This window comes from Bradyrhizobium tropiciagri (genome assembly GCF_018130505.1).
GTDB lineage: Bacteria > Pseudomonadota > Alphaproteobacteria > Rhizobiales > Xanthobacteraceae > Bradyrhizobium > Bradyrhizobium tropiciagri_B.
In genome coordinates this window covers 851,437-874,423 of record NZ_JAFCKH010000001.1, presented here as the reverse complement: position 1 = coordinate 874,423, position 22,987 = coordinate 851,437, and the positions used below count along the sequence as shown (strand labels likewise).

At 64.0% G+C, this 22,987-nt stretch carries 23 protein-coding genes; 13 read left to right on the top strand and 10 right to left on the bottom strand.

What is annotated here, in order from left to right; genetic code table 11:
- Positions 1–79 precede the first annotated feature (79 nt).
- Complete coding sequence (locus JQ633_RS04005; protein ID WP_211982811.1) at positions 80–709, top strand: 2-hydroxychromene-2-carboxylate isomerase; 630 nt, start codon at positions 80–82, stop codon at positions 707–709.
- Between the two features lie 17 nt (positions 710–726).
- Here JQ633_RS04005 and JQ633_RS04000 read toward each other — a convergent pair whose 3' ends face one another.
- Together JQ633_RS04000 and JQ633_RS03995 are read right to left on the bottom strand one after the other, a co-directional pair.
- Positions 727–2,832, bottom strand: coding sequence for a hypothetical protein (locus JQ633_RS04000; protein WP_211982558.1), 2,106 nt, complete (start codon positions 2,830–2,832; stop codon positions 727–729).
- A 136-nt stretch (positions 2,833–2,968) separates the two neighbouring features.
- On the bottom strand, positions 2,969–3,979 hold the full coding sequence (locus JQ633_RS03995) for a glutathione S-transferase N-terminal domain-containing protein (RefSeq protein ID WP_211982557.1): 1,011 nt from the start codon (positions 3,977–3,979) through the stop codon (positions 2,969–2,971).
- 180 nt (positions 3,980–4,159) lie between these two features.
- On the opposite strand from JQ633_RS03995, the gene JQ633_RS03990 reads away from it, so the two are divergent.
- Positions 4,160–4,954, top strand: a complete 795-nt coding sequence (locus JQ633_RS03990) for a class II aldolase/adducin family protein (RefSeq protein ID WP_211982555.1) — start codon at positions 4,160–4,162, stop codon at positions 4,952–4,954.
- A 264-nt stretch (positions 4,955–5,218) separates the two neighbouring features.
- Here the strand turns inward: JQ633_RS03990 and JQ633_RS03985 are convergent, their stop codons facing one another.
- Entirely contained in the window at positions 5,219–6,361 is a 1,143-nt protein-coding gene (locus tag JQ633_RS03985; RefSeq protein ID WP_211982553.1) for an epoxide hydrolase family protein, read from the bottom strand.
- Between the two features lie 185 nt (positions 6,362–6,546).
- On the opposite strand from JQ633_RS03985, the gene JQ633_RS03980 reads away from it, so the two are divergent.
- The gene (locus JQ633_RS03980) at positions 6,547–7,002 is read left to right on the top strand and encodes a hypothetical protein (protein WP_211982551.1); all 456 of its coding nucleotides are present in this window, start codon (positions 6,547–6,549) and stop codon (positions 7,000–7,002) included.
- 24 nt (positions 7,003–7,026) lie between these two features.
- On the opposite strand, the gene JQ633_RS03975 is transcribed toward JQ633_RS03980, so the two are convergent.
- The 5 genes from JQ633_RS03975 to xoxF5 all read right to left on the bottom strand — a co-directional run bounded on the left by JQ633_RS03975 (position 7,027) and on the right by xoxF5 (position 12,282).
- On the bottom strand, positions 7,027–7,932 hold the full coding sequence (locus tag JQ633_RS03975; RefSeq protein ID WP_211982549.1) for a hypothetical protein: 906 nt from the start codon (positions 7,930–7,932) through the stop codon (positions 7,027–7,029).
- Between the two features lie 177 nt (positions 7,933–8,109).
- The gene (gfa, locus tag JQ633_RS03970; protein WP_211982547.1) at positions 8,110–8,673 is read right to left on the bottom strand and encodes an S-(hydroxymethyl)glutathione synthase; all 564 of its coding nucleotides are present in this window, start codon (positions 8,671–8,673) and stop codon (positions 8,110–8,112) included.
- Positions 8,674–8,706: 33 nt separating this feature from the next.
- The gene (locus JQ633_RS03965) at positions 8,707–9,816 is read right to left on the bottom strand and encodes an S-(hydroxymethyl)glutathione dehydrogenase/class III alcohol dehydrogenase (RefSeq protein ID WP_211982534.1); all 1,110 of its coding nucleotides are present in this window, start codon (positions 9,814–9,816) and stop codon (positions 8,707–8,709) included.
- A gap of 49 nt (positions 9,817–9,865) precedes the next feature.
- A complete protein-coding gene (locus tag JQ633_RS03960) occupies positions 9,866–10,348 on the bottom strand; it encodes a c-type cytochrome, methanol metabolism-related (protein WP_211982809.1) in 483 nt (160 codons plus the stop codon).
- A 125-nt stretch (positions 10,349–10,473) separates the two neighbouring features.
- On the bottom strand, positions 10,474–12,282 hold the full coding sequence (gene xoxF5, locus JQ633_RS03955; RefSeq protein WP_211982532.1) for a lanthanide-dependent methanol dehydrogenase XoxF5: 1,809 nt from the start codon (positions 12,280–12,282) through the stop codon (positions 10,474–10,476).
- A 393-nt stretch (positions 12,283–12,675) separates the two neighbouring features.
- Here xoxF5 and JQ633_RS03950 point away from each other — a divergent pair, with 393 nt between their 5' ends.
- The gene (locus JQ633_RS03950; RefSeq protein ID WP_211982530.1) at positions 12,676–13,650 is read left to right on the top strand and encodes a helix-turn-helix domain-containing protein; all 975 of its coding nucleotides are present in this window, start codon (positions 12,676–12,678) and stop codon (positions 13,648–13,650) included.
- Positions 13,651–13,695: 45 nt separating this feature from the next.
- Positions 13,696–14,085 (top strand): YkvA family protein, encoded by a 390-nt coding sequence (locus JQ633_RS03945; RefSeq protein WP_211982528.1) that lies wholly within the window; start codon positions 13,696–13,698, stop codon positions 14,083–14,085.
- On the opposite strand, the gene JQ633_RS03940 is transcribed toward JQ633_RS03945, so the two are convergent.
- The gene (locus JQ633_RS03940) at positions 14,082–15,443 is read right to left on the bottom strand and encodes a histidine kinase (RefSeq protein ID WP_211982526.1); all 1,362 of its coding nucleotides are present in this window, start codon (positions 15,441–15,443) and stop codon (positions 14,082–14,084) included. The two genes, JQ633_RS03945 and JQ633_RS03940, sit on opposite strands and share 4 nt — an antisense overlap.
- A 178-nt stretch (positions 15,444–15,621) precedes the next feature.
- On the opposite strand from JQ633_RS03940, the gene JQ633_RS03935 reads away from it, so the two are divergent.
- Both JQ633_RS03935 and fghA read left to right on the top strand, forming a co-directional pair.
- Positions 15,622–16,242: a response regulator transcription factor gene (locus JQ633_RS03935; protein ID WP_211982524.1), complete on the top strand. Its 621-nt coding sequence runs from the start codon at positions 15,622–15,624 to the stop codon at positions 16,240–16,242.
- A gap of 34 nt (positions 16,243–16,276) precedes the next feature.
- Entirely contained in the window at positions 16,277–17,116 is an 840-nt protein-coding gene (fghA, locus tag JQ633_RS03930; protein ID WP_211982522.1) for an S-formylglutathione hydrolase, read from the top strand.
- Positions 17,117–17,432: 316 nt separating this feature from the next.
- On the opposite strand, the gene JQ633_RS03925 is transcribed toward fghA, so the two are convergent.
- Positions 17,433–17,948 (bottom strand): DUF3280 domain-containing protein, encoded by a 516-nt coding sequence (locus tag JQ633_RS03925; protein ID WP_249158725.1) that lies wholly within the window; start codon positions 17,946–17,948, stop codon positions 17,433–17,435.
- Positions 17,949–18,118: 170 nt separating this feature from the next.
- Here JQ633_RS03925 and JQ633_RS03920 point away from each other — a divergent pair, with 170 nt between their 5' ends.
- The 6 genes from JQ633_RS03920 to JQ633_RS03895 all read left to right on the top strand — a co-directional run bounded on the left by JQ633_RS03920 (position 18,119) and on the right by JQ633_RS03895 (position 22,972).
- Positions 18,119–19,300, top strand: a complete 1,182-nt coding sequence (locus JQ633_RS03920; RefSeq protein ID WP_211982518.1) for an ABC transporter substrate-binding protein — start codon at positions 18,119–18,121, stop codon at positions 19,298–19,300.
- A 5-nt stretch (positions 19,301–19,305) separates the two neighbouring features.
- Positions 19,306–20,286 (top strand): YVTN family beta-propeller repeat protein, encoded by a 981-nt coding sequence (locus JQ633_RS03915; protein ID WP_211982516.1) that lies wholly within the window; start codon positions 19,306–19,308, stop codon positions 20,284–20,286.
- Entirely contained in the window at positions 20,283–21,104 is an 822-nt protein-coding gene (locus JQ633_RS03910) for an ABC transporter ATP-binding protein (protein ID WP_249158724.1), read from the top strand. Before JQ633_RS03915 ends, JQ633_RS03910 begins: the two co-directional genes overlap by 4 nt.
- Entirely contained in the window at positions 21,101–21,949 is an 849-nt protein-coding gene (locus tag JQ633_RS03905; RefSeq protein ID WP_211982514.1) for an ABC transporter permease, read from the top strand. The genes JQ633_RS03910 and JQ633_RS03905 overlap by 4 nt, the downstream gene beginning before the upstream one ends.
- Positions 21,946–22,566 carry a hypothetical protein gene (locus JQ633_RS03900; RefSeq protein WP_211982512.1) on the top strand — a complete coding sequence of 207 codons (621 nt, stop codon included), beginning with the start codon at positions 21,946–21,948 and terminating at the stop codon, positions 22,564–22,566. Before JQ633_RS03905 ends, JQ633_RS03900 begins: the two co-directional genes overlap by 4 nt.
- Before the next feature lie 106 nt (positions 22,567–22,672).
- A complete protein-coding gene (locus JQ633_RS03895; protein WP_211982510.1) occupies positions 22,673–22,972 on the top strand; it encodes a copper-binding protein in 300 nt (99 codons plus the stop codon).
- Positions 22,973–22,987 lie beyond the last annotated feature (15 nt).

Genomic DNA, 22,987 nt, shown 5'->3' with positions numbered 1-22,987 from the left:
GCGATCTCCCCCTCGCCACGCCGCATTGCACCGACGCGCCCGATCAGAAACAATCCTCCGAGCCGGGTGAGGAACAATGATGGAAAAGCCACGGGTACGAGTCTACACCGACTACAAGAGTCCCTACGCCTATGTCGCCAACGCGCGCCTGTTCGCGCTCGAGGAGACGTACGGCGTGGAGCTGGAATGGCTGCCCTACACGCTGCGCATTCCCGAATTCATGGGCACGGTGGAGGCGCGTACGCCGCACTTCTGGCGCAAGGTGCGTTACTCCTATATGGACGCGCGGCGTTTTGCGAATGCGCAGGGCCTCGTCATGAAGGGCCCGCGCCGAATCTACGACGCGTTTCATTCCAGCGCTGGCATGCTGTTCGCGCAGCGTCACGGGCTGTTTCGTCGCTATCACGATGCGGTGTTTCGCCGCTTCTGGAACCATGAGCTGGAGATTGACGAACTGTCGGAAATCTCCGGCGTGATCGCCGCGATCGGCGGCGACGCCGCCGGGTTCGAAGCCTATGTCCGCGGGCCCGCCCGCGCCGAGCACGACCGCATCATCGATGAAGCCGAGGCGCTCGGCGTATTCGGCGTTCCCACCATGGTGTTCAACGGCGAACTGTTCTGGGGTGGCGACCGCATCGACATGCTGATCGAGCGGATCAACCATCCCGAAACCATCGCAACCGCGCTCGGCAGCCGGCACCGCAAATAGGGCGCCGGCCACGCGGCTCATTGCTGGGTTATCGTTGTGATGTCATCGAGCACCAACTGGTTGATGGCGCAGATGAACGACGAGAGCAGATAACCGTTGTGCTCGGCAAGCGCCGTGTCGAACGCCCTGAGATTCCAGAATGGATCGTTGGGACGCGTCGGCGGCGCGATTCCGCCCTTGTCGAATCCGTGCACGAATCTCAGCGCCGGGAACCCCTCACCCACGATCGTGCTTGCCGGCAGATCGCGGGTGTCCCAGTTCGTCGCGTAGGGCTGCCTGTCCTGCGTGATCTTCACCGTCTTGACGCGGGACAGCCAGTTGTTGGCCGCCGGACACGCCGCTTCCGCGCGTATCACTTCGCCGTAGCGAAGCGGTACCTCCTTGTCGTTGCCCTTGTCCTCCTCACGGTCAGATATCTTGCGCAGGCCATACTGGCTCTTCTTGTCCGAACGGCTCAACTCATGCGTCGTGCCGAACGGCCGCATCGTGGCTCCGTAGCGCGCCAGGCTTGCCGAAAGCGATCGCGGCGGATCGAGATTGCCGACGGTTCGGGTCTGCTCGGGATCGGTAACCATGAACGGCAGAACGCGAAGCACGCCGCTGACGCCGATCGCGGCAGCACGAAGCGGATGCAGAAGGTGCTGCGTCCAGGGAATGCCTCGCTGCGCGCATTCATCGTTCGGGTCCGTTCCGGTGCCCCACTGCTCGATCCGGTCGGCCAGCGGTCTTAGATCGCCCTTGAACGCCGGAAACATGTCATGCGTCGCCCAGTCATATTTGACGACGCGCTGGACGTAGGCATTCTCAGCTGCGCGCGCCGCTGCGCGATCAACACTGGTTTTCACGGGACCAGCAGTGTAGGTGCAGTCGATCTGTTGACGGCCTCCAGGCGGCCAATTGCGGGCCGCGGTCGCCGCGATGATGATCGGGCGCTGGTCGTTTCGAAAGTACTTCTGCGAGTTCGCATACTCTTCGGGGCTGCGGCGCTCACCGTTGATCAGGGCCAGCTTGTACCAGAGCGCGCGCTGGATGCTCGTCCACTTCCATGCTTCGGCGGCCGGGTTGATCAGGACGACGAGATCGCCGAGCACCGGCGAAACGTAGTGCTCAGGCACATGCGCCTCGATCTTCTTGATCAAGGGATCCTGCAGCGCCGTGATCAGCATGTTGCCGCCCAGCGAATGGCCCACCACCAGCATCTTGTTCGGATTGGGCCCGGGGACATCGCCCGTGTAGGCATCGATCGCCAGCGTGCTCTCGATCAGGCGCAGCGCCGAAAGCGCCGCCGGAGCGACCGATTCGCTGACCGGCTTGCGGTCGAACAATGTCAGCACGGCCGAGAAGGTGCCGATCATTCCTCCGACCCAAGGGACGTTGCGCTGCAGCCAGTTCTCGTCGGTGCGCGCCCCTCTCCAGCCGAGATAGACCGCGGTGACGCGAGGATTCTTGAGCTGCGGGTTGCTGGCGGCGCGATCGGCGAGGAAGCGTGCCGCGTGAGCCGCATAGAGCTGCAGGTCACCGACGTTGCCGTCGCCGATCGATGCGTCGTGGCGCCAGCCATGCACGAAGGCAATGACGTAGTTGGCTTCGCCCTGCTTGGCACTCTCCTTGAGCTTCGCAAGCAGGGGCTCGATCTGTGCCCGGCCCTGGCGGCGCACAGCAATCCCGCGCTCCTTGATGCAGTCCGCGTCAGCCGCACATTCCTCTCTCAGAACGTACGGCTTTCCGTCCTCCTGAAACTCGATGAACGCCAGGTCGTACGAGAGCGAGTCGACCTTGGTTCCATCCCCCGACGTATAGCTGTAGCCGGGGATGAGATGACGCTGCAGCGAGCAGGAGAATTTCCTCTTCCAGACCGGATCGCGATCGACCGCAGACCACTCGACGCTTTGCTCGCTATCTGCCGCGTCCGAGCCCGACTGGGCGAGGATCGTCCATCCCGGCGATAGTGCATCGACGCAAGACGCGGATTCCGGCGCCAATGCGCGTGAGGGAAGATGACGGTAGGTTGGGAACAACAGCAAATTGCAGGCGAAGACCAGGGCGATCAGGATGAGCAACGTCACAACAAGCGATTTCAGCGAGGCGAAGAGGCCTCGTCCCAGACGGTAAATTGCCTTCATTAATCTGCTCCAGGGGAACCAGGCTCGCCGAGCATTTCTTGCCTGGCGTTCCGCTTGAAATCAGCTCAGCACGATTCAATGCCGGCAACGGTAATACAACCTGTAATTTCAAACAACCAGCTCATCTCCCTGATGACTATTTTGCCGCAAGCACGGCCCAGCACCCGGTGCGCTCCAGCACGGGTTTCAGCGCGGTGCGATCGTCGGCACCGAGCGCGGCGAACTTGTCACGCAGCTGCTGCAGGCATTTGACCTGATATTTGAACGGCGCCAGCGCGTAGGAGAGGCCCCACACGCTGATCTCGAGCCGCTCCAGCCCCTTTGCGAATGCATCCGCGTTCGCGGCCAGGAACGGCAGATAGAGCTCGCCGGCGATCCGCAGCAGGGCCTCGGCAAATCCGCCGAGCGCCTGTTGGCGCGGATACCACGTGCCATCGACCCCGGACGCGTCGTCGAGCCGCCGCACCCAGTGATCCGTGAACGGCGCCCGCTCGCGCATGATCCGCATCGGCGTCGGGTCGGTCGCCATCTCGCTGAGCTGCCCGAACCAGGCGAAATCCGCCAGCGACGGCCGGCTGCCGAACAGATACTTCGCCATGCCGACATGCGGCTCGAACGCCGCGAGGATGCGGCGATAGCTCTCGTCGAGAAACGGCTTGTTCTCGGCGGTCGCGCCGAGGATCGGCATCCGCGAAATCTGCCGCTCGCGGAACTGCTCGACTTCCTCGAGGCTGCCGGCGCCGGCCTCCGAGGTCGACCATTCCTCCGCGGCCCAGCGCGAGACGTAGGCCTGGTCCTCTGCGTCCCACCAGCGATAGAGGAACAGCGGCTTCACCGCCCATTCGTCGGCGAGGTCCTCGAGCAGGTCGCAGACGAAGCCGACCGCCTTGTCCTCGGGGATCACCGAACGCTCGCTGTGCCGTGCCTCCAGATCATAGGCCAGCGTCGTGGTCTCGCCGCGATAGCTGCCGTCGGGATATTGCAGCACCGGGATCAGCATCGGCTTCACGTGCGCGGTCGCCTCGCGCAGCGCCTTGGTCATGATGACCCAGTCGTGCGGGATCCGCCGGTAGCGCAGCAGCGCGCGCAGCTTGATCGCATAGGGCGATGCGGTCGATCCGATCAGGCGATAGCGGCCGATGGTCATCCTGATACTCCACGCCACAGCATGGCATCGAAGCCGCCGCACGCCAATGCCGCATTCGGATTTTGCCCGCCAGACCTGCAAATAAGCAGACGCGGCGTCCGTTGTCCGGTTGCGGTTTCTGCTATCTTGCGCGGCAACAGCCGGGCTTCGCCGGTCGAGATCGTCAAGGAGAGGAATGCCATGAATCCGCCCGTCAGCGCACCCGCGGTCAAGGTCGTCAAATCGGTTCGCGAGCAGGTGAGCGCCGAGGAGTGGCAGGTCCGCGTCGATCTTGCGGCCTGCTACCGCCTGACGGCGGTGTACGGCATGACCGAGATGATCGCCAACCACATCTCCTGCCGCGTGCCCGGCACCACCGACCAGTTCCTGATCAATCCCTACGGCATGCTCTATGAGGAGATCGACGCCTCCAGCCTGATCAAGGTCGACGTTCACGGCAACACGCTGTTCAACGCCTCCGACTACGACGTCAACGTCGCCGGCTTTGTGATTCACAGCGCCATCCACATGGCCAAGCACGACATGGATTGCGTCGCGCACACCCACACGCCGGCCGGCATGGCGGTCTCGGCGATGGAATGCGGCCTGCTGCCGATCGCGCAGACCTCGATGCGTTTCCTGCACATCGCCTATCACGACTTCGAAGGCATCGCCGACAATGTCGACGAGCGCGAACGCCTGGTGCGCGACCTCGGCGACAACGAGGCGATGATCCTGCGCAATCACGGCCTGCTGGTGGTCGGCCGAACCGTGCCGGCCGCCTTCAACGTGCTGTTCCGCCTCGAGCGTGCCTGCCAGACCCAGGTGATGGCGCTGTCGTGCAACACCAAGCTGGTCTATCCGCCGAAGCAAATCCTCGAAGACACCTATGAGCGGATGCTGCCGAAGCCCGGCCGCGCCGCACGCAACGGCGAACTCGCCTGGCCCGCGCTGCTGCGCAAGCTCGATCGCACCGATCCGTCGTATCGGAATTGAGCGGGACGCGACGTTCCGATCCCGGTGTCGTCGCAGTAGGTAAGGACGACACTGGGTATGTGGCGCATCGCGCGCCACACAACACGGTGTCATCACCCGGCTTGACCGGGTGATCCAGTATTCCAGAGGCAGTGGTTGTTGAACGGATGGGCCGCGGCGTACTGGATCGCCCGGTCGAGCCGGGCGATGACAGCGGTGGGTGGAGACGCAGCGCTCGACGCTGACGCGCCGCCCGCGAATGACGACAGGACGTCGTGAAAGACGCTAGCGCAGCGTACCGAAGAATTTGCGCAGGTCGGCGACAAACAGCTCGGGCTGCTCGAACGCCGAGAAGTGACCGCCCTTCTGCATCTCGCTCCAGTGCCTGATGTTGGTGAAGCTCGCCTCCATCCATTTGCGCACCGGCGTGACGATCTCCTTGGGAAACACCGCAACGCCGGTCGGCACCGTCACCTTGTGCACGGTGCGCTTTTTCGCGCCAAAGCTTTCCCAGTAGAGCCGCGCCGACGAGGCCGCCGTCTCGGTGACCCAATACAGCATGACGTTGTCGAGCAGCTCGTCGCGACTCAGGATGTTCTCGGGATGGCCGTCGCAATCGGTCCAGGCCCAGAACTTCTCCAGGATCCAGGCCGCCTGCCCGCTCGGCGAATCCGTCAGCGCATAGCCGAGCGTCTGCGGCCGGGTGGATTGCTGCTTGGAATAGCCGGAATCCCAATCGGCGTAGTATTTGATGCCGTTCAGCGCCCGCGTCTCTTCCGGCGTCGGCTGTCCCTCGACATTGGGCCGGGTCGACATCGCAAGCGTGACATGGATGCCGGCGCAGTGCGCGGCGTCGAGGCCGCCGATCGCAGTCGTGACCGCGGAACCCCAATCGCCGCCTTGCGCGAAGTAGCCGCCGTAGCCGAGCCGCTGCATCAGCACGGACCAGGCCCTGGCGATGCGATCAACACCCCAGCCGGTCGCCGTCGGCTTGGCCGAGAAGCCGAAGCCGGGCAGCGACGGGCACACCACGTGGAAAGCGTCGCTCGCGCTGCCGCCATGCGCGGTCGGATCGGTCAGCGGCTCGATCACCTTGTGGAATTCGACCACCGATCCCGGCCAGCCATGGGTAATGATCAGCGGCCTCGCCTCCGGATGCCTGGAGCGGACATGGATGAAATGGATGTCGAGCCCGTCGATTTCGGTCGTGAATTGGCTGAAACGGTTGAGCTGCGCCTCGCGCGCCCGCCAGTCGTAATCCTCGGCCCAATAGCGGCAGACTTCCTGGATCCATTTCAGCGGCGCGCCCTGGCTCCAGTCGTCGACCAGTTCAGCCTCCGGCCAGCGCGTCCGGCGCAGCCGGTTGCGGAGATCGTCGAGCACGTCATCGCCGACGGCGATGCGGAACGGGTTGATGGCGGCGGTCATGGCGTCTCCATTGGCGCGGAACCTGGCCAAGATAGAGGTTGTCCCTCGACGGATCAAACCTTCCGCCTGCACGAACCCTGCACGACAAAACGCAAACTTTGCACGGTCATTGCTGCGCCGCTGCAAAGCAGAGTGGCACAACGCTCCCGACATGAATCGCGAAAGACGGATGCTGATCAACATCAATGGAGCGCGTTGTGATCTTCTCCTTGACGAACGACCCACATGACCTTCTGTTCAAGCTGGCGTTGCCGCCGGTCGTCGCCTTCCTGGCCGGATGGATGATGATCAGGGCATGGGCGAATAGACCCGAAACCGACACAACAGGATTCTCGCCGGCCGTCACGTCCGCCTGTTTCACCCCCGCCATTTTCATCACCTATCTGCTGTTTCCGCCTCAGTTCTTCACGATGAGCAGTTCAGTCGCCTTCTTGATTGTTGTGCTCATGCCAATCTTTTGCAGCGTGGTGTTCGCGCCGACGTTTTTTCTGTTGCTGCCGTTCGGCGTAAAGTCGCTTGCCAGGGTGCAAGAGCAGATGCAGCCATTCTCAGGCCGACTGCTCCTGACCGTATTTGTAAGCTGGCTGATCACGCAGGCGGGTTGGCCTGTCTTCCTCGCCTGCGCCCTTCGGGATTTGTAAGCCCTGTGACCCGCGAACGGTGGGCTATTTGCCGATGGCCGTCTGCAGCAGCGCCTGAGCCTGTCTGGCCGCCTCGGCAAAGGCCGGCTGTTGCGGCGCGCGTTCGGTGAAGCAGCGCTTGAAGGCGTCCTCGCCCTGCTGGCGCAGGTCGCCGAGCTTGTCGTAGGCCTTGCGGGTGATCTGCTTGCGATCGAGCTTCTCGGCCGCATCATCCGCCTTCTTGTTGAATTCTGCGCGGATTGCGGTGCAGGCCGGCACCTCGACGGTAGGCGCGATCTCGCCATAGGCAATGTAGAACTTGCCGTTGGCGAGCGCCGTCACGAACACCTCGTCCGCGGCGTCCGGGAACGAATCCTGGGTACGGGCGGCCAGGAAGCCGTAGCTCGACGTCGCCGACGCCGGCTTGGTGATCGGCAGGTCGTTGAAATTGATCACCGCCGCATCGGTCGAGATCGCCTGGGTGTAGAGCCCCTCGAACTTCAGCGCCGCCCCGATCTGCTGCGGCACGTTCTTGACGCCCTTGTCCCACCAGGTCTTGTGCTCGCGCAGCCAGCGCGCGAACAGGGATTCGGTGGTGACGATGATATGGGCCTTCGGCTCGACAAAGCTGCCGTCAGGGCGCTTGTCGCCGATCTTGGCACCGTCGCGGCCGGTCTCGGCATCGAAGCGCAGGCCGTCGAGCAGGCCGAAGCCCATGTCGCCCTTATATAGAGTGTCGAGATTGATCTCGGCGGGCCCGAAGCCCGGCCGCGGCGGCTCGGGCAGGATCGCCGCCAGCTGGGTCTTGAGGTCGCCGCGCGCGGCCGCCTCCGCCTTGTCGGCGGCATCATCGATCTTGCCGTCCTTCGACGGCTTGGCGAATTTGGCGATCGCCGCGTCACGCGCGGCGATGTAGCGGTCCTCCGGCGAGGCCGCATCGGCATGCGACAAGACCAGGACCGACGAAAGAGCGAGGGCTGTTCGGAAAATAAAATGCATGCCCTGTGGTCGCCCACGGGGCATGCAAGGTTCAAGGTCACGGGGGTAATATCGGCAACATCCTGCGCCGACAGACCCCTCTGCCGGCGCGGGATTTATGCAGGGCCCAGCCGGTTCGAGCAGCCTCGATCAGGCCGCTTTCGATTTCGCGACGTGAGTGGCGATCGCATCCATCAGCGGTGGTGACAGGCAGTCATAGGGCTCGAGCCCGAGCTCCTTCAGGCGCGACCTGATTCCGGCCATGTCGGTCGGCTTGACGCCGGATTCGATCACCGACGAGACGAACGCGGCGAAGCCGGGCGCGGCCGAGCCGGTTTCCTGGAACAGCTCGGGATGGATGAAATCGAGGCCGTAGAACGGATGGCCCTTGTTCTCGATCCGGCCGTACATGTGGGTGCCGCAGCCGGTGCAGGCGTGGCGTTGGATCACCGCGGCGCTGTCGACGATCTTCAGCTTGTCACCGTTCTCCAGCACGGTGACGTTCTCGCGCGGCACCACCGCGACGACCGAGAAGGTCGCGCCGGACGGCTTCCAGCATTTGGTGCAGCCGCAGGCGTGATTATGGGCGACGTCGCCCTTGATCCCGACCTTGACCGGCTTGTCCGCGCATTTGCAGACGAGGGTCCCGCCGGCGAAGCTGCCCGACCCCTGTTTGACGCCGCTGTCGACCGATGGGTGGATATGAACAGTCATTGGCCTATCCTCCTTAGTGCTTGGTGTTTGAGCTCAGAATACGACGACCGAGCGGATCGATTTGCCCTCGTGCATCAGGTCGAAGCCCTTGTTGATCTCTTCGAGCTTGAGCACGTGGGTGATCATCGGATCGATCTGGATCTTTCCGTTCATGTACCAGTCGACGATCTTCGGCACGTCGGTGCGGCCGCGCGCGCCGCCGAACGCGGTGCCCTTCCAGACCCGGCCGGTGACCAGTTGGAACGGCCGCGTCGCGATCTCCTTGCCGGATTCCGCAACGCCGATCACGACCGAGACGCCCCAGCCGCGATGGCAGGCTTCCAGCGCCTGGCGCATCACATTGGTGTTGCCGGTGCAGTCGAAGGTGTAGTCGGCGCCGCCGTCGGTGAGGCCGACCAGATGCTGCACGATGTCGCCGCCGACCTTGGTCGGGTTGACGAAGTGCGTCATGCCGAACTGCTTGCCCCAGGCTTCCTTGGAGTCGTTGATGTCGACGCCGATGATCTTGTCGGCGCCGACCATCTTGGCGCCCTGGATCACGTTCAGCCCGATGCCGCCGAGACCGAACACCACTACGTTGGAGCCCGGTGTCACCTTGGCGGTGTTGACCACGGCGCCGACGCCGGTGGTGACGCCGCAGCCGATGTAGCAGCTCTTGTCGAACGGCGCGTCCTCGCGGATCTTCGCCACTGCGATCTCAGGCAGCACAGTGAAGTTCGAGAAGGTCGAGCAGCCCATGTAGTGGTAGACGGGCTTGCCGTTGTAGCTGAAGCGCGAGGTGCCGTCAGGCATCAGGCCCTTGCCCTGCGTGGCGCGGATCGCGGTGCAGAGATTGGTCTTCTGGCTGAGGCAGCTTTTGCACTGGCGGCATTCGGGCGTGTAGAGCGGGATCACGTGATCGCCCGGCTTCACCGAGGTCACGCCGGCGCCGACCTCGCGCACGATGCCGGCTCCCTCATGGCCGAGGATCGACGGGAAGATGCCTTCGCTGTCGAAGCCGTCGAGCGTGTAGGCGTCGGTGTGGCAGATGCCGGTCGCCTTGATCTCGACCAGAACCTCGCCGGCCTTGGGTCCTTCCAGATCCAGCTCGACGATCTCAAGAGGCTTCTTTGCCTCGAATGCCACTGCGGCGCGCGTCTTCATCTTGGTCTCCACAAAACATTGAACAGGTTGTCATCCGCGCCGGACATGCTCACTTCTTGGTGCCGTTGCCCATGCAGGCGTCTTCAGCCTTGGTATAGGCTTCCGTCTTGTTCTCGTGCTTGGCCGGCCGGACGCGCCCGACCGCGTCATTGGCGCGGGCGCGCAGGTAGACATAGAGGTCGTCCATGTAGCAGGCAACATTCGGATTATCGCCGAACGCCGGCATCACGTTTTCCTGCGACGTGCTGACGTTCTTGCGTCCGCTCGCGACGACACCGAGGAAATCCGCGTAGCTCATCGTCTTCAGCGAGTTCGCCAGCGCCGGAGCGTAGGTCGATCCCATTCCGTCGGGACCGTGACAGACGTGGCACTCCGAATGATAGCGGCGGTATCCAGAGTAAGTGTACCAGTCCGTCGTGCCGTCGGACGTCACCTTGAACGTCGGATTGCCATCCTTGTCGAGATACTTGCCGTCCTCGTTCTTCACGGCGGTTGGATCACCTGCATCCTCCGCGGAAGCAACTCCTCCCATTGCCACGACAAGGATCGCGGCAGTCACAAGCCAGATCTTACGCAAGAGCCTTATCCTCGCAGTACGATTTTGAGACGGACCGGCGCATGGAGCACACCCCATGCGCCGGAACGAGGTTGGTCAGCTCACTGCTGCGGCAGCGAGAACACGGTGAGCGTTCCACCGAGCGCGGTGTAGTTGCTCAGCGCGGCATAACCACCGACTGCGCCGAGGCCGGCCGTCGGATCAGTCAGACCGGCCGCAAGGCCGATACCTGCCCAGCCACCGACACCCGAGAGCACGGCGACGTACTGCTTGCCATTGTTCTCATAGGTCGTGACGTTGCCGATGATGCCGGACGGAGTCTTGAACTTGTAGAGCTCCTTGCCCGTCTTGGCATCGACAGCCTTCAGGTAGCCTTCCAGCGTGCCGTAGAACACCACGCCGCCGGCGGTCGCGAGAGCACCCGACCAGACCGAGAACTGCTCCTTGTTGGACCACACGATCTTGCCGGTCTTGCCATCCCAGGCAATGAAGTTGCCCATGTTGGTTTCGCCGGGAGGCGGATACATCGACAGCGTCGCGCCGACATAGGGCTGACCTGCGGTGTAGCTCACCTTGAACGGCTCATAGTCCATGCAGACGTGGTTGGTCGGTACGTAGAACAGCTGGGTGTCCGGCGAGTACGCTGCCGGCTGCTGGTCCTTGGTGCCAAGCGCCGCAGGGCAGATGCCCTTGACGTTGACGTCCTCGCCGGCCTTGTCGGTCGACGCGGCATCGAGCACCTTCGGCCGGCCATAGGTCGGGGAGCTCTTGTTCATGTCGACGCCGGAGGTCCAGTTCACCTTCGGATCGTACTTCTCGGCAACCAGGAGCTCGCCGGTGGCGCGATCGAGGGTGTAGCCGAGGCCGTTGCGGTCGAAGTGGGTGAGCAGCTTGCGCTCGGCGCCGCCGACCTGTTGGTCGGTCAGGATCATCTCGTTGACGCCGTCATAGTCCCACTCGTCGTGCGGGGTCATCTGGTAGACCCACTTCGCCATGCCGGTGTCGGCATTGCGCGCGAAGATGGTCATCGACCACTTGTTGTCGCCCGGACGCTGCTTCGGATTCCAGGTCGAGGGGTTGCCCGAGCCGTAGTAGACGAGGTCGAGCGCGGGGTCATAGGCGAGCCAGCCCCACGTGCAACCGCCGCCGATCTTCCATTGGTCGCCCTGCCAGGTCTTGAGGCTGGAGTCCTTGCCGATCGGCTTGCCGAGCGCGGTGGTCTTCTCGGGGTCGACCAGCAGCTGGTCATCCGGACCTTCGGAGAAGGCGCGCCATGCCTGCTTGCCCGTCTTGGTATCGTAGGCGGTGACGTGGCACTGCACGCCAAACTCGCCGCCGGAGATGCCGATCAGGACCTTGTCCTTGACCACCATCGGCGCCGAGGTACCGGTCGAGCCCTTGCTGGGATCGCCGTTCTTCACGGTCCAGTCCACCTTGCCGGTCTTGGCGTCGAGCGCGACCAGCGTGGTATCGGCCTGGTGCAGGAAGATCTTGCCGTCGCCATAGGCGAGACCGCGGTTCACCGTGTCGCAGCACATCACCGGAATGACGTTCGGATCCTGCTTCGGCTCGTACTTCCAGACGATCTGGTTGTCCTTGGAAAGGTCAAGAGCATAGACCTTGTTCGGGAACGGGGTGTGGACGTACATCATGTTGCCGATGATCAGCGGGCCACCTTCGTGGCCGCGCAGCACGCCGGTCGAAAACGTCCAGGCGACCTGCAACTTTCCGACGTTCGAGGCGTTGATCTGATTCAGCTTGGAGTAGCGGGTATTGGCGTAATCGCCGGTGGGCATCACCCAGTCTTTCGGGTTCTGCGCCATTTTGTGCAGGTCGTCATTGGCATTGGCAGCCCCGGCGGCGAACACCGCCATTGCCCCAAGACCAGTCGCGTAGAGCAGCTTGCGCATCGTGGATTCCTCCCAGTTTAAGAGCTCAGGGTTTCCGTCGAGAACGGCCCACTTCTTCCATTTTGGTTCCCTAGGCGTAGCCCTGTTGATTCCGGGCCGCTTGCCCAAAAGGGAAGAGCCGTTTGCTCGAAAGTGAACCTTGCGTAAAAATTTTTCGTTCCGTTCGGCAGGCCCGTTCATGCTGCATAGCATCAGCGATTGCGCGCAGCTCGTCGCAGGGGCCGGAGCCCTCCAAGGTTGCGCTTGACGGCGCAAGAACTTAGTCGGAGGATTGCCCGAAATTGACCGGGAGGAATCCAGCCCCACCCCCTCGAGACGAGGGCAAGGCATTATTCCCGGCCGGACTTTACGGATTGGCAGTCACGTGTGGGGATCGAATCGGTGGCTGGAAAAATGTCGGATATCGTCCATTCACTCAGCACGACCGGACTGACGCCGCGGCGCCAGATCCAGCGCTGGTCAGATGCGCTGACTGACCTTTGCGGTCAGTTCGACATCGATCCGCTGGAAGGTTCGTCGCTCGAGGGCCGGATCAACTACACCACGGTCTCGCGGCTGAAGCTGTGTCAGATCGAGGCGAGCCAGCATCGCGTCGCGCACACCGTCTCGAACATCAAGCTGTCCGAGCACCCCTACATCAAGATCGTATTCCAAACCCACGGCGTCTCGCATTTCGAGCAGAACGGCCGCCACTTCGACATCATGCCCGGCGACTGCTTCGCCTATGACGTGTCGTGTCCGCACACCATCATCAGCCCGTCGCTGACGCGGCATGAGGTGGTGATCGTGCCGAAGGACCTGTTGAAGGAGCGCGGCTTCCAGCTCTCCAAGATGGCGCCGTGCAAATTGTCGGCGCGCAACGGCACCGGCCGCATCGCCTATGATTTCGTCCACGCCGCGTTCGGCGAGGCCTCGAAGCTGTCGCCGGTGAACGCGGTGGGCGTCGCCGATTCGCTGATCGATCTGCTGCTGCTGCCGCTGCGCGAGACCGGCGCGATGTTCGATCGCGGCAGCGCCGAGGCGACCTATGTGCGCGCGCAGGGCTTCATCCGCGAGCATTTGCGCGATCCGGATTTGTGCATCGACCGGATTTCCGCTGCGCTCGGCTGTTCGAAGCGCTATCTGCACATGCTGTTCAGCGACCGCGGCATGACGGTCAGCGACTACATCTGGAAGGCGCGGCTGCAGCATTGCCGGGCCGAGCTGGAAAGCCAGAACGGCAAGACCATCACCGACGTCGCCTTCTCCTGGGGCTTCTCGAGCTCCTCGCATTTCAGCCGCGTGTTCCGGAAGTATTTCGGCATCGCCCCCTCCTCCGTCCACAAGGGCCAGCACGGCGCGCTGGCCGCCGACGTGGTGCTGGAATAGCGCCTGCGCCCGGCGTGCGCGCACGCCAACGGGCAGCGTCGTGCCATGCTCTCCAACATCAAAACCTGGGCGCGTAACCTCAAACGGGACAGCTACGCGCTCTATCTCGCCTCGCGCGATCCGCGCGTGCCTTGGTACGTCAAGGCGCTCGCCATCGCGATCGCGGCCTATGCGCTCTCGCCGATCGACCTGATCCCGGATTTCATTCCCGTGCTCGGCTATCTCGACGACCTGATTCTGCTGCCGCTGGGCATCTGGCTCGCCGTCTCGCTGATTCCCGATGAGGTGATGGCCGAATGCCGCGCCAATGCCGCCGCAGCCCTGCAGCGTCCGGTGAGCCGGGCCGGCATGATTGCGATTATCCTGCTCTGGATCTGTGGCGCACTCGCGCTGGCTTGGGCCGTCTACGCCCATTGGCCGCGAACGGCGGCTTAAGACGGCGCAGCTTTGGGAACAAGCGCCTCGACGGTCACGCCGTCATCGCCGGAATCGATGTCGAGCGTGCCGCCGAGCGCCAGGATTCGCTCGCGCATGCCGGTCAGGCCATGCCCGAGCCGGTGATCCGGGCGCAGGCCGCCGCCATTGTCGCTGATCCGCACCAGGGCGCAGCCGCGGCTGCCATGCACGCCGGTCTGCCGCTCCGCAGGCTCGATCGTGATATCGACTGCGGTTGCGCCGGCGTGGCGGAACACATTGGTGAGGGCCTCCTGGACGATGCGGTAGATCGTGAGATCGGCGGTCTCGCCGACCTCGCCGAGGCTGCCCGAGATGCGGCTTTCGATCGCGACCTCCGGGTGAGTCTCGCTCCACAGCCGCACCAAGGCACCGAGGGCTTCACGAAGTCCTAGCTCGGCCAGCCCGACCGGACGCAGCCGTTCGAGGATCCGGCGGGTAAATTGCTGCAGCGCATTGACCTGCTCGAGGATGGCATTGCCGTGCTTGCGCAGCGCCGCGGGATCCGGCTTGTCGACCTCGGACAAGCGCGTCAGCGCGCCGGCATGCGCGCGCAATGCAAACAGATACGGCCCGAACTCGTCGTGCAGCTCGCGCGCGATCTCCTTGCGCTCGGAATCCTGCAGCGAGACCGCGCGCTCGGCGAGCTGCCGCTTGCCCTCCACCGCCTCGCCCAATGTCGCCGCCAGATGGTTCAGTTTGGCACAGATCGCGGCCAGTTCGGGCGATCCGCCGGGCTCGACACGCGCGTCGTAAAAGCCTGCCTCGATATTGGTCATGGCCTCCGACAGCGCCTGCAGCGGCGCCAGCGCGCGGCCGACCACCAGCATCGTCACCAGCAGCAGCGCGACCGCGATCGCCGTGCCGACCTCGAGCTGGGTGACGATGCCGTCCCAGATCTCGGCCATTTCGTCGTCGGGATGCGAGGTGATCAGCAGCGATTGCGGCTTGCCGTGAATCGACACCGGCACCCGCACCGAGGTCTGCTCGGGATGGACCAGCGCGACGAACCACGCCGGCGCCCGCGGATCGCCGGTCTCCACGGAACGTTCGGGCACCTTCACCGTCGCGTCATCCTGCCGTGTGATGCTGACATGACGCAGCCGGCTCAGGTCGCGGACGATCTGATCGAGCCGTGCGTCGGGATCCGGCGCCTCGTTGAGATCGGCAACGATGGTTGCGACAAACTCGCGCGCCAGCCGGATCACGCTCTGGTCCTCGGCCTGGACGCGCGGCCCCGCTTCAATCACCAGCCGCGCGATATTGATGCCGAGCCCAAGCAGCAAGATCAGCGCCAGCAGCAGGTTGATGCGCGCGCGCAAGGATAGATTTCGCCACATTGCGTTGCCCCCGACTGCGAACCATCCTCCCAGAGGATCGTTGACAGCCAAATTTGCCCGGCTATCTAATCGCACCCTAATGCAATCTTGCACGCGGCGCACAAGTCGGGAACTGACCGCCGCTTCTTGTGCGAACAACGGATTGATGGGTGGAGCGAGTGGGTCGACGGACAACGCCATGCGCATTCTGATCGTGGATGACCATCCGATCGTCGCCTCGGGCTGCCGCACGGTGTTCGCCGACGATCCCGCGGTCGCGCTGCTCGAAGCCGCCGACGCCGAGAGCGGCGAGCAGGCCTTCGTCGCCGAAAAGCCCGACATCTGCGTGATCGACATCAACCTGCCGACGGTCTCCGGCTTCGAGCTCGCGCGCCGTATCCTGGCGCGCGATGCCACGGCGCGCATCATTATGTTCAGCATGAACGACGACCCCGCGTTCGCCGCGCGCGCCATCGACATCGGCGCCAAGGGCTACGTCTCCAAGACCGGCGATCCCAACGATCTGGTCGAAGCGGTGCGCGAGGTCGGAGGTGGCGGCGTCTATCTGCCGCCCGCGATCGCGCGCAGCGTCGCCTTCGCGCGGCCGGCCTTCGCACAGAATCCGCTGTCGAAGCTGACCTCACGCGAGATGGAGATCCTGCGCCTGCTCAGCTCGGGCAAGAGCCTGTCGGAGATTGCCTGGCTGGTGCATTCCTCCTACAAGACGGTCGCCAACACGTCTTCGCTCATGCGCCAGAAGCTCGGCGTGCGCACCTCGGCCGAGCTGGTGCGATTGGCCATCGAGAGCGGCGTCGCCTGACGCTGCGCTCCCACACAAGTCAGGATCAGGAACGATGCAGACAGTTTCCCAGAACAAATCGCATGGCGGCACGCAGGGTGTGTATCGGCATCCGAGCCGCGAGACGAAGACCGACATGACCTTCTCGGTGTTCGTCCCGGAGCATGCGGCCGGCACCAAACTGCCCGTCGTCACCTATCTGTCGGGCCTGACCTGCACCCACGCCAACGTGACCGAAAAAGGCGAATTCCGCGCGGCCTGTGCCGAGCTCGGCCTGATCTTCGTCGCGCCGGACACCTCGCCGCGCGGCGAAGGCGTGCCCGGCGATCCCGCCAATTCCTACGATTTCGGGCTCGGCGCCGGCTTCTATGTCGATGCGACCGAAGCGCCGTTCGCGCAGAACTACCGGATGTGGAGCTATGTCACCGAGGAATTGCCGCAGCTGATCGCCGCGAACTTCCCGGTCGACACCAACAGGCAATCGATCTTCGGCCACTCTATGGGCGGCCACGGCGCGCTGACGGTGGCGCTGCGCCACCCCGATCGCTACCGCGCGGCAAGCGCGTTCGCGCCGATCGTGGCGCCCTCGCAGGTGCCGTGGGGCAACAAGGCGCTCGGCGGCTATCTCGGCAGCAACAAGGCGGCGTGGCGCAAGCACGACACGGTGGCCCTGATCGAGGACGGCGCATGCTTCTCCGAGCTGCTGGTCGATGTCGGCGATGCCGACCAGTTCCTCAGCGAGCAGCTGAAGCCCGACCTGCTGAAAGCCGCATGCGAGAAGGCGAACATCCCCCTCACCCTGCGGCGCCAGCCGGGCTACGACCACAGCTACTACTTCATCTCGACCTTCATGGCCGATCATTTGCGCTGGCACGCCGCGCGGCTGAAGAAGTGATTTTCGGCACACTGCCAAAAAAGTCGAAAAACAACCCCATGCAAAGTAGCCGGCGGCTGCCGACGTTCGACATGGCAGCTTGACACGTCGGGCAACTCAGGGATATTCTTCCAATATTCCGAAATCGTGCAGCCATGTGAATGCTTGTCGTCCCGGCGAAGGCCGGGACCCATAACCACAGGGTTGGGTTGTTGAAGAACGCTGTGGCCCCAGCATCGCGTAACCATGACCGTCGGTGGTTATGGGTCCGGGCCTTCGCCGGGACGACGCGTGGAGAAAACAGCGCTGCCATCACCGTCACCCCCACGCACATCGTTCAACGCGGCTGCCGCGCGCCGTAGTTGGGCGCGAGCAGGCGGTTGCGGACGAGGTAGCCGGTGGCGCGGGACCAGGATTCGTCGGTGTTGCCGCGCATGTCGGCGCTGCCGGCGGCGATCAATTGGCCGGTGTGCACGTCGCGCAGATAGAGATTGATGTTGAGGATCAGGTTGGAGACCTTCTGCACCACGCCGGTGATCGCGATGTCGGCGCCGATCTCCGCGGCCAGCTTGACGTCGCAGCCGCCGCAGGCCTGAAGATTGCTGCCGTGCGCCGCAGCATTGACCGGCGCGATGTCGAGCACGCGGAACTTGCCTGACTCCGCGAGCGCCTTGCGTACCTGATCGCCGGCCCGCGAGAGCCGCGCCTGCTCGTCGGCCTGCGTACCATTCACCTCGCCCTGCAGGCTGGTGTCGATCATCTCGAGATCGAACACCGCGACCTTGGGCGGCTCGGCATGCGCGAACGCCGATGTCGCGAGCATCAGCATGACGACGATGAACGACGATCTCATGATTGTGAACCGAACAATTTGTAACGTGCCAAGGACAAAAAGCGGGGTTGCAAGCCGAGCCAATTCGGTCATCTTGCAAGTCGCGGCACGATCCGTAAAGGATCATGCTCAAGTAACACGATCCGCAAAGGATCGTGCTCAAGTGAAGAGAAGACGTAACGGGAGGACTTATGTTCCGATGGCCGATCGGCATCATCGCGCTCAGTCTGATTGCGACGCGGGCGCTGGCGGCCGATCCGGTCGAAATCCGCATCGGCTATCTCGGCCAGGCCGCGGTCAAGTCGTCGCTGTCGCTGGTCGATCAGCCTGCCGAGAACAACGGCATCGCCGGCGCACGCCTTGCGATCGAGGACAACAATACGACCGGCAAATTCCTCAACCAGCGCTTCGTGCTCGATGAGGTGAAGGTCAAGAATGGCGATGACGTCGCCAAGGCCGCCACCGACCTCGCCGCGCGCGACAGTTTCATCATCACCGATCTGCCCGCCGACGCGCTGCTCAAGGTGTCCGACGCGCTGCGCGATCGCGGCACCGTGTTGCTCAATGCGGGGGCGATCGACGACCGGCTGCGCGAGCAGGATTGCCGCGCAAATGTCATTCACGTCGCGCCGACCCGCACCATGCTCGCGGATGCTCTCGCGCAATATCTGGTGTGGAAGCAGTGGAAGCGCTGGGTGCTGGTATCAGGCTCGCACGATGCGGACAAGCTCTACGCCGACGCGTTGCGCCGCGCCGCCACGCGGTTCGGCGCCAAGATCGTCCAGGAAAAGACCTTCGAGGACACCGGCGGCGCACGCCGCACCGACTCCGGCGTGACGCTGATCCAGCGCCAGATGCCGGTGTTCACGCAGCAGCTGCCGGCGTATGACGTGCTGGTCGCGGCCGACGAGAGCGAGGTGTTTGCCGACTACCTGCCCTACCGGACCTGGGATGCCCGGCCGGTGGCGGGCTCGGCCGGGCTGGTGCCGACGAGCTGGGACGCGGCGCACGACCAATGGGGCGCAATCCAGATCCAGAACCGCTTCGTCAAGTTGAACCAGCGCCGCATGACGGCGCTCGACATGCAGGCCTGGACCGCGGCGCGAATGATCGGCGAGGCAACGTCCCGCACCAATTCCGGCGACGCCGCAAAGGTCATCGGCTTCCTCAAGGGACCGGACTTCTCGATCGCCGCCTTCAAGGGCACGCGGCTGACCTTGCGGGACTGGAATTTGCAACTGCGCCAGCCGATCCTTTTGGCCGACGGCCGGATGGTCGTCTCGGTGTCACCGCAGGAAGGTTTCCTGCATCAGGTGTCCGAGCTCGACACGCTCGGTGTTGACCGGCCCGAGACGAAGTGCAAGCTGCAGTGAGGGAGATGAAACATATGTGGCGCCAGAGTCTGCTCACCGGGATGGTCGCGTGGCTAGCCGCCGCGGCACCGGCGTCCGCCTATGTCGCCTACGTCTCGAACGAAAAAGGCAACACGGTCTCGGTGATCGACACCAACAGCTGGACGGTGACCAAGACCATCAAGGTCGGGCAGCGGCCGCGCGGCATCGAGTTCTCGCGTGACGGCAAGTTCGTGATGGTCGCGGTCGGCGATGACGACACCATCCAGGTGATCGATACCAAGACCAACGAGATCGTCGACAGCCTGCCCTCCGGCCCCGACCCCGAATTGTTCACCCAGGATGCCGCCGGCAAGACCATGTATGTCGCCAACGAGAACGACAACACGGTCACCGTGATCGACCTCGAGAAGCGCGCCCGGATCGGCGACATCCAGGTCGGCGTCGAGCCCGAGGGCATGACCATCAGCCCGGACGGCAAGATCCTGATCAACACCTCCGAAACCACCAACATGGCGCATTTCATCGACACCGCGACGCGCCAGATCGTGGCCAATGTGCTGGTCGACTCGCGGCCGCGCTTCGCCCAGTTCAAGCATGACAGTTCGGAACTGTGGGTGTCGTCCGAGATCGGAGGCACGGTGTCGATCGTCGATCCGGTCAAGCACGAGGTCACCGGCAAGATCACCTTCGACATTCCCGGCCTGCGCAAGGAGGCGATCCAGCCCGTCGGCATCGGCATGACCAAGGACGGCAAGACCGCGTTCATCGCGCTCGGCCCCGCCAACCGCGTCGCAGTGGTCGATGCCGTCAGCCACAAGGTGATCAAGTATCTGCTGGTCGGCCAGCGGGTCTGGCACATGGACTTCACGCCGGATGAAAAATTTCTACTGGTCACCAACGGCGTCTCGAACGATGTCTCGGTGATCGACGTCGCCTCCCAGAAGGTGATCAAGACCATCCAGGTCGGAGAACTGCCCTGGGGAATCACGATCGCGCAGCCATGACCGCAACCGACAGGAACATCGCGAGCCAATCTGTGCCGGATAGCGCGCCCGGACCGGGCGCTGCCGTGCAGGCTGCGCTTTCGATCGGCCATGTCAGCCACAGCTACGGTCCGCGCCGCGCGTTGATCGACGTCAATTTCAATGTCGCGCCGGCCAGCTTCACCGCCCTGCTCGGCCTCAACGGCGCCGGCAAGAGCACGCTGTTCTCGCTGGTGACGCGGCTGTTCGGCATCCAGAACGGCAAGATCAGCATCTTCGGCCACGACATCAGCCGTACCCCGGGCGAAGCGCTGCGGTTGCTCGGCGTCGTGTTCCAGCCGCGTACGCTCGATCTCGATCTCTCGCTGACGCAGAACCTGCTCTATCACGCCGCGCTGCACGGCATCTCGCGCCGCGAGGCGCGGCTGCGCAGCGCCGAGGTGCTGGAGCGCATCAAGCTTGCCGACCGCGCCGCCAGCAAGGTGCGCGACCTCTCCGGCGGCCAGATGCGGCGGCTCGAGATCGCCCGCGCGCTGCTGCACCGGCCGCGCCTGCTGCTGCTCGACGAGGCCACCGTCGGGCTCGACGTCAAGGCGCGCGCCGACATCCTCGACCATGTCCGCCAGCTCGTCACCGAGCAGGGCATCGGCGTACTCTGGGCGACGCATCTGTTCGACGAGATCATGCCGAATGACGACCTCGTCGTGCTGCACCAGGGCAAGATGCTGGCGCACGGCCCGGTGTCGCGGGTGATCGCGGAGGCCGGCGCCCAGGACGTCAACACCGCGTTCATGCGCCTGACCGGGACCGCAACGCTGGCAGGAAAGCCGCCGTCATGAGCAGCACGACCGTCACGCCCGCGCGCAGCGGCTTCTCACTGTCGGAATACATCGTCTGCCTGAACGGCATCGTGTGGCGCGAGGCGCTGCGCTTCCTGCATCAGCGCGAGCGCTTCGTCTCGGCGCTGGTCCGGCCGCTGGTCTGGCTGTTCATCTTCGCCGCCGGATTCCGGCAGGTGCTGGGCATCTCGATCATCCCGCCCTACGAGACCTATATCCTCTACGAGGTCTATATCGCGCCCGGCCTGATGGCGATGATCCAGCTGTTCAACGGCATGCAATCCTCGCTGTCGATGGTCTACGACCGCGAGATGGGCAACATGCGCACCTTGCTGGTGAGCCCGCTGCCGCGCGGCTATCTCTTGTTCTGCAAGCTGCTCGCCGGCACCGCCGTCTCGCTGCTGCAGGTCTATGCGTTCCTCGCGATCGCATGGTTCTGGGACATCACCCCGCCGACGATCGGCTACCTCACGGTGCTGCCCGCGCTGGTGCTGTCCGGCCTGATGCTCGGCGCGCTCGGCATGCTGATCTCGGCCAGCATCAAGCAGCTGGAGAACTTCGCCGGGGTGATGAACTTCGTCATCTTCCCGATGTTCTTCGCCTCATCGGCGCTCTATCCGCTCTGGCGTGTGCAGGAAGGCAGCCCGATGCTGTATTATGTCTGCCAGTGGAATCCGTTCACGCACGCGGTGGAACTGATCCGGTTCGCACTGTATGGCAAGATGGACTGGGTTTCGTTCGCGGTGGTCGGCGGCTGCACGGTGGTGTTCATGATCGGCGCGATCCTGGCTTACGATCCATCGCGCGGCCTGGTGCGCCGCGGACCCGGCGGAGGCGAAGCATGACCAAGGGTTGGCACATCAGTCTCGGCGCGCTGCTCGCCGTCACGTTGTCGAGCCAGGTCGCGCACGCGGCGGACCCCCGCTATCCGGACTGGCCGTGTGCGCAGGCCAAGGTGCCGGAAATCTCGCTCGCCGCGGTCTGGGCCGGGCCGCCCCTCGACGATGCCGCAAGCAAATGGAAGGACGACCAGAAGGTCAGCGCGCTGGTGGCACGGCTGTCGGCCCGCCGCCTGCCGCTGGAGGACGCGCAGAAGGAGATCACCGAGTTCCTGTCGACCGCGGCCGCCGACAAGGCCACGCGCGGAAAGCTGCTGTTCGCCGGCCTGTTCGATTCGCTCAATGCGCAGCGCAACTCTGTCATGAACGGGCTGGAGCGCGTGATGCGCAAGCAGCGCGAGGCGGCGGAAAAGATTCGCGCCGATACGCTGGCGCTGCAGGCGCTGCAGGACGCAACGCCGCCGGATCAAACCAAGGTCGACGCGCTCGGCAACCAGCTGACCTGGGAAACCCGCATCTTCGAGGACCGGCGGCGTGTGGTGAAATTCGTCTGCGAGGTGCCGACCGCCATCGACCAGCGCCTGTTCGCGCTCAGCCGCACCATCCAGCAGGAACTGGACTGAATCGCTGCGGCCAATCGCCCGGGACCATGGCCGCGCCCGGCGGGCGCGGAACCAATCCCGCCGTTCGTTCGTTGCCTCCAACTCTATCTGAAATTGGGAGGCCTCGATGAGAGCAGCCAAAATCGTCCTGACCGGCCTGATGGCCACGAGCCTGATCACGTCAGCGGCTTTGGCCCAGCAAGCCATGTCGGGAATGGTCACCAAGATCGACCGATTGGCGGGAACCATTGCCATCGCACCGGTTCAAACCGGCACGGTGGGGGCCTCCAGTGGCTCAGCTGTGGAATACAAGGTCCCCAAGGACCAGTCCCTCGAGCCCTTCCACGCGGGCGACAAGGTGACCTTCTCCGCCACCGAAACCGGGGGCAACAAGACGATCACCAAGATCGAGAAGCCGAAGCCGTAACACCTTAGCCCCGCG